Consider the following 5587-nt stretch of genomic DNA (forward strand, 5'->3'; position numbering starts at 1 on the left):
AAAAAAAAAGGGGATTTAAATGAGTGACGTAGAAAATCAAATAGTAGAACTTAAAAAGACAGTGGCCTATGATAGCAAGGATTACACGATTGAGTTACTGGTAGGTAAATATAAAAATGGATTGGATGATGATGAGAATGAAATTTATGTCCCAGATTATCAGCGGGATTTTGTGTGGGATGACGCAAGACAGTCAAAGTTAATTGAGTCGATAGTCCTAGGGTTGCCTGTTCCACCGATATTTGTTGCGGAAAATAAAAGTGGGCGCCTTGAAATAGTCGATGGTTCACAAAGGATCAGAACGCTAAACGCATTCATTGACGGAACTCTTGAACTAACTAATTTAGATAAGGTGACGAAATTAAACGGAATGCATTTCGCTGATTTTGATATTTCTAGAAGAAGGAAATTCAACAACACTACAATTTCTGTATTTGTTCTTTCCGAAGCTGCTAACGAAGAAGTGAAAAATGACCTTTTTGAAAGAATAAATAAAGGGAGCGACATTTTAAGGAATATGGAAACCAGGAAGGGGGTGTATAGAGGCGTATTCACAGACTTTATATACAATGAATGTGCTAAAAATGTTAAGTTCAAAAATATAGTTCACCTCTCTAAAAATGTAGAAAAAAGGCAGGAGCATGAAGAGTTAATACTTAGGTTTTTTGCTCTAGTTGATCATTATCCTAAGTTCAATACGTTTTCGCGGAGTGTCAGCAAGGCTCTTGATAACTACATGGGAGATAAGCGTGATTCATTCACTGAACAGGAAAAGAACGATAAAAGAGAAAAATTTGAAAGAATGGTCAATTTCGTAAGCGATAACTTCAAATATGGGTTTTCTAAGAAACAGGGGCAAGATGTATCGAGAATACTTTTTGAAGCCATTTCGGTAGGGACTCATCTGGCACTGGAAGAAAACCCATCACTTGTATTGAAAAAGAAAATAGAGGTTCAATACTTTTTCACTGATAGAGATTTTAGCCGTGCAGCCACTGGGCAGTATAGGACTCATTCAACAGAGAACCTCAACAAAAGAATCGATTTTGTTAAAAACAGAATCATAGAGCTTTCAAAATGAGAAGCGTGACTGCAGATTTCCGAGAAAGGAGTGAGTCGGTAGATTTTTTGTTGTCTCACATTGAGTCCGTATCTTCCGTTAACGGAAGTGTAGACATAACCGTGATCCTAAAATCCTGTTTTTATGTTGCACTGTACAATAACATTGAAGCTACGATTTACTCTATTCTTGAAAGGGTTCATGAAGAATGTAGTAAGAGAAAGTTTGTTGAACTTTCTCCAAAGATAAAAGACAAATTCTTACACTATCATTTTGGAAATGGTGAGTTAAATATAAAAAGAAAGAGGAAGCTAGCTGATGATTTTGCCTCTTCCAATCTTTCTTTCCCATATCTAAGTGAATACCAAAAGGTAAAGACTGTCTTTTCCGGTAATTTGGATTGCTATAAGATAAGAGAGGTTTTCAATAGTTATGGCATCAGTGTGGGTAGTGTTAAAGGTAATTCTGAGCATCTTCTATTAGTGAAGAATAAAAGAAACAAAATTGCGCATGGTGAACAGTCCATATCAGAGGCTGGCTTACAAGTCACAAACAAAAAACTGAGAGAAGTGCAAAATTCGGTGAATGAAGCTTTGCTTGATTTCATCTCCTTTGCCGATGTTTTTTTGCAACAGCGTAAGTTCCTTGCTCAAATCTAGCGTGAGACTAAACAACCTATATCAGATAACAGCCCTCTCCAGAGAGGGCTGTTTTTTTGCAGCTAGCACAAAATCTGACATACTGCACTTTACTTCAAGCCAGTACACACAGCGTCCCCTCTAACGAGGTGCCACCGTGACTGGTTCAGGGGGCTCGCCGCCCCCCGAAACCCCTGGCATCCACTGCGAAAAATTCTCACGGTGGTGCGAATTCTTTCTCAGCGGAGCCTATGGAAAAGCGAACGAAAGAGATCAAAATCCGGCTCACCGAAACCGAGCATCAGCGACTGCTTGATCGCTGCGACCGGACTCACCTTGCGGAGTGGCTGCGTCAGCTCGGTTTGGGTGAACACACCTCCCGCAAGCGCCGTGTGCCTGAGGTGGCGCCCGAACTGCTGCGCCAGGTCAGCGGGATTGGCAATAACCTGAACCAGATCGCCCGTCGCCTGAACCAGGCTGATTCCCTGACGCCTTCTGAACGTGCCTCGCTGCTCGTCGTACTGACCAGCCTTGACCGGCAGCTTGGCGACTTGCTGGAGCAGAACCGTGATCGTTAAAATTCACTCACGAGGTGCGGGTTCCGGCAGTGGGCCGGTGGATTACCTGCTGGGTAAAGACCGGCAGCGTGAACAGGCCAGCGTGCTGCGCGGCAACCCTGAACATGTGCGCGAGCTGATCGACGGCTGCGACTTTGCACGCGCTTATACTTCCGGCGTGCTGTCATTTCAGGAGCCGGACATTGCAGACGCTGAGAAATCGCGCCTGATGGACGAATGGGAGCACACGCTGCTGACCGGCCTTGATCGCGACCAGTACGCCTGCCTGTGGGTGGAGCACCGTGACAAGGGACGGCTTGAGCTGAATTTTGTCATCCCGAACATCGAATTGCAGAGTGGAAAACGCCTGCAACCCTACTTTGACCGCGCCGACCGTCCCCGCGTCAACGCCTGGCAGACCCTGACCAACGACCGACTGGGGCTGCGCGACCCGAATGACCCAACCTACCGCCGTCCGCTGACGCAGGCCAGCGATTTGCCCCGCGACAAACAGCAGGCGGCAGAGAAAATCACCGCCGGCCTGATGAACCTGATGCAGCAGGGGGTGATCCGCAGCCGGCAGGACGTGGTGACGCAGCTGGAAAGCTACGGCCTGACCGTGGCGCGGGAAACGAAAAGCAGCATCAGCATTGCCGACCCGGACGGCGGCCGAAATATCCGGCTGAAAGGAATGATATATGAGCGAGATTTTAAATTTGGCGAAGGGCTTCGAGGAGAAATCGAAGCAGCAGGCGCAGGATACCGAGCAGAGCGTGAAGCGCGAGTTCGCGAGGCTGGAGACGTCTATCAGCGCGGAACTGCAATCAAGCTCGCAGAGCATCAGCAACGCTATCCGCGAGCAGAACGGCAGGCTGACGGGCATGCTCAGGAAGTCAGTCTCAACAGCAATGGCGTGGATATTCATCTGCTTCGCCCTGCTGATCGGCATAATGGGCGGGATAATCTGGTTTCAGGGCACGATCATCACTTCGCGCCTGAGCGAGATGGACAGCTACAGCCAGCAGCTGGCGAACCTGAAAGCGAAAAGCGGCGCGGGCGTGACGATTTACAGCGACGACACGCGCCGGAACACCTACCTGGTGGTGCTGCCGAAGCAGGCGCACGGCGTGGAAACCTACACGTCGACGACCGACAACACCGTGGTGAAATACACGGCGAAATAACCCCTCCAGAGCGCTCTGAAACGGCACAGCGCGTTTTTAACACTGAGGACGACCAAAACCATGACCGAGATGGAAAAACAGCTTCTGAGCGCCTTAGAGAGCTTACAGACAGGCTACGAGCAACAGCAGCAGGCGTGGCAGGACAGCTACAGCAGTTTGCAGCACATGTTCGAGGCTACCTCACAGGCGCTGGCGCACAGCGACAGGGTGTGTCAGCACTTGAGCAGTCAGGTGGACAGCTTGCGCGCGCAGGTCGAGAGCTTGAGCAGGAGCGTCAGCCGCTTGATGCGCTGATCAGGCAGCACGACCGCGCCTACGCCGAGAAGCTGCGTGAGCAGCAGCCAGAGCCGCAGAAAAAACCGACCCGCTACTATGGTCCCTCTATGTGACGGCTTTGTGACGGCTTTTCCGGAATCAGAATTAAGTGTACTATGTACGCCATTGAAAACAGGAGACAGCCGTGAGTCACGCGATTGAGTTTATCGAGACCCCGATGTTTACCCGTCAGATAAAACAGATCGCCACGGATGAAGAACTCAGGGAGCTGCAAAAGACGCTGATTGAGTCGCCGGACAAAGGCGATCTCATTCAGAAAACCGGCGGGCTGCGCAAAATCAGGATGGCGACGGGCAACCAGGGAAAAAGCGGCAGCGTGAGGGTGATTTACTTTCTGGCCACCGCCGAGGTGATCTATCTGGTGATGGCCTACCCGAAAAGCACCAAAGACAGCCTGACGGACGCGGAAAAAGCCGCGCTGAAGACGCTGACCCAACAACTGAAAGACGAGGTGTGACATGAGTTTTTTTGACGAGCTGAAAGCATCGCTGGAAGAAGCCATTGAAATCAAAAACGGCGTCAGAGAGCCTGCCCGCGTCACCCGTTACGAGCTGGCAGACGTGAAAGCCATCAGGGCACAGCTGAACGTATCTCAGAGCGAGATGGCGAAAGTGCTGGGAACCAGCCTCGACACCATCAAGAGCTGGGAAACCGGACGCCGTAACCCGACCGGACTGGCGGCGAAGGTACTGGCAACCATCCAGGCGAACCCGAAATTCTTCCAGGAACTGGCGGCGCACTAAGCCGTTGTGACAGAAGGATTCGACAGGCGAGGCCGTTCGCGTGTAATTTAACGGCAACAGAAAAAACAAAGCCCCGGAAATCATGTCATATCTTGGCGGATCGCATGATAACCAGGGCCAGGTCGAAACCTTGAAAGGATATTAGCACATGAAACGTGCCAGACAACAGCCCGCCATAAGCGCAGGGCGAATTGAATAACGCAGTACTCGAACTTTTCAACGACCGCTTACCGCACAAGCCGTACTTTTCGGACGATCTGCACTTTGGTGTACGCATTGCCGGTAAGGAACGCGCCATTCTGGCGAAATACATCCAGTTCAATCAGCCTCACGCCATGTTCTGGCTGGGATTCGACGTCGATCGCGCCGGTGCCGCTATTGACTGGAGCGACCGCAATGCCCCCGCGCCGACACTGACGATCACCAACCCCGACAACGGACACGCGCACCTGCTGTACGCGCTGAAAACCTCTGTACGTACCGCGCCGGACGGAAAAATGAAGCCGCTGCGCTACGCCGCCGCCGTGGAGAACGCGCTGCGTAAAAAATTAGAGGCTGACGCGGGGTATTCGGGACTAATCTGTAAAAATCCGAACCACGGGCACTGGAAAATTGCCGTGTGGCAGCCGGAACTTTACACGCTGGACTGGCTGGCTGATTTTCTCGACCTGAACGCTGCGAATGATAGAGAAATCGTCGCTGACTACGGCTTAGGCCGTAACTGCACCCTGTTCGATAAAACCCGCAGGTGGGCATACCGCGCTATCCGTCAGGGCTGGCCTGAGTATGAGCAGTGGTTGCAGGCTTGTTGTGAACGCGCATGCGCCTATAATCTTCAGTTTTCTATTCCTCTTGACGATAAGGAAGTTCAAGGGATCTCACAAAGCATTGCTAAATGGACAATCAATAAATTTACCACCGAAACATTTCATGATTATGTTCAAAAGACGCATACATCGGAAATACAGTCTTTAAGAGGAAAACGAAGTAAGGGAGGAGGTAGGCCATCACTGAATAAACCATGGGTTTCATTAGGAATAAGTCGTGCAACTTACTTTAGAAAAAAAAA

Annotated in this window: 7 protein-coding genes and 1 pseudogene; all 8 read left to right on the top strand. The window is 50.0% G+C overall.

Annotated features, from left to right (window positions below; all coding sequences use genetic code 11):
* Positions 1–19 precede the first annotated feature (19 nt).
* Complete coding sequence (locus GJV78_RS22070) at positions 20–1081, top strand: DUF262 domain-containing protein (protein WP_065801902.1); 1062 nt, start codon at positions 20–22, stop codon at positions 1079–1081.
* The gene (locus GJV78_RS22075; protein WP_155110232.1) at positions 1078–1719 is read left to right on the top strand and encodes an MAE_28990/MAE_18760 family HEPN-like nuclease; all 642 of its coding nucleotides are present in this window, start codon (positions 1078–1080) and stop codon (positions 1717–1719) included. The genes GJV78_RS22070 and GJV78_RS22075 overlap by 4 nt, the downstream gene beginning before the upstream one ends.
* A 230-nt stretch (positions 1720–1949) precedes the next feature.
* Positions 1950–2276 (top strand): MobC family plasmid mobilization relaxosome protein, encoded by a 327-nt coding sequence (locus GJV78_RS22080; protein WP_038885858.1) that lies wholly within the window; start codon positions 1950–1952, stop codon positions 2274–2276.
* A gap of 157 nt (positions 2277–2433) precedes the next feature.
* Positions 2434–2583: pseudogene (locus tag GJV78_RS24210) on the top strand (plasmid mobilization relaxase MbeA); the annotation flags it as partial.
* Positions 2584–2953: 370 nt separating this feature from the next.
* A complete protein-coding gene (locus GJV78_RS22090) occupies positions 2954–3439 on the top strand; it encodes an MbeB family mobilization protein (protein WP_139103748.1) in 486 nt (161 codons plus the stop codon).
* Between the two features lie 460 nt (positions 3440–3899).
* On the top strand, positions 3900–4232 hold the full coding sequence (locus GJV78_RS22100; RefSeq protein WP_000017531.1) for a type II toxin-antitoxin system RelE/ParE family toxin: 333 nt from the start codon (positions 3900–3902) through the stop codon (positions 4230–4232).
* Position 4233: 1 nt separating this feature from the next.
* Positions 4234–4518 (top strand): NadS family protein, encoded by a 285-nt coding sequence (gene nadS, locus GJV78_RS22105; protein WP_065801906.1) that lies wholly within the window; start codon positions 4234–4236, stop codon positions 4516–4518.
* Positions 4519–4709: 191 nt separating this feature from the next.
* Positions 4710–5587: replication initiation protein (locus GJV78_RS22110; RefSeq protein ID WP_155110234.1), on the top strand; the 878-nt coding region annotated here is incomplete at its 3' end.

This window comes from Intestinirhabdus alba, from assembly GCF_009711095.1.
Classification (GTDB): domain Bacteria; phylum Pseudomonadota; class Gammaproteobacteria; order Enterobacterales; family Enterobacteriaceae; genus Intestinirhabdus; species Intestinirhabdus alba.

Excerpts from the sequence above, each read along its gene's own strand:
- GJV78_RS22070 (WP_065801902.1), top strand. The coding sequence starts at position 20 with ATGAGTGACGTAGAAAATCAAATAGTAGAACTTAAAAAGACAGTGGCC.
- GJV78_RS22075 (WP_155110232.1), top strand. The coding sequence starts at position 1,078 with ATGAGAAGCGTGACTGCAGATTTCCGAGAAAGGAGTGAGTCGGTAGAT.
- GJV78_RS22080 (WP_038885858.1), top strand. The coding sequence starts at position 1,950 with ATGGAAAAGCGAACGAAAGAGATCAAAATCCGGCTCACCGAAACCGAG.
- GJV78_RS22090 (WP_139103748.1), top strand. The coding sequence starts at position 2,954 with ATGAGCGAGATTTTAAATTTGGCGAAGGGCTTCGAGGAGAAATCGAAG.
- nadS (WP_065801906.1), top strand. The coding sequence starts at position 4,234 with ATGAGTTTTTTTGACGAGCTGAAAGCATCGCTGGAAGAAGCCATTGAA.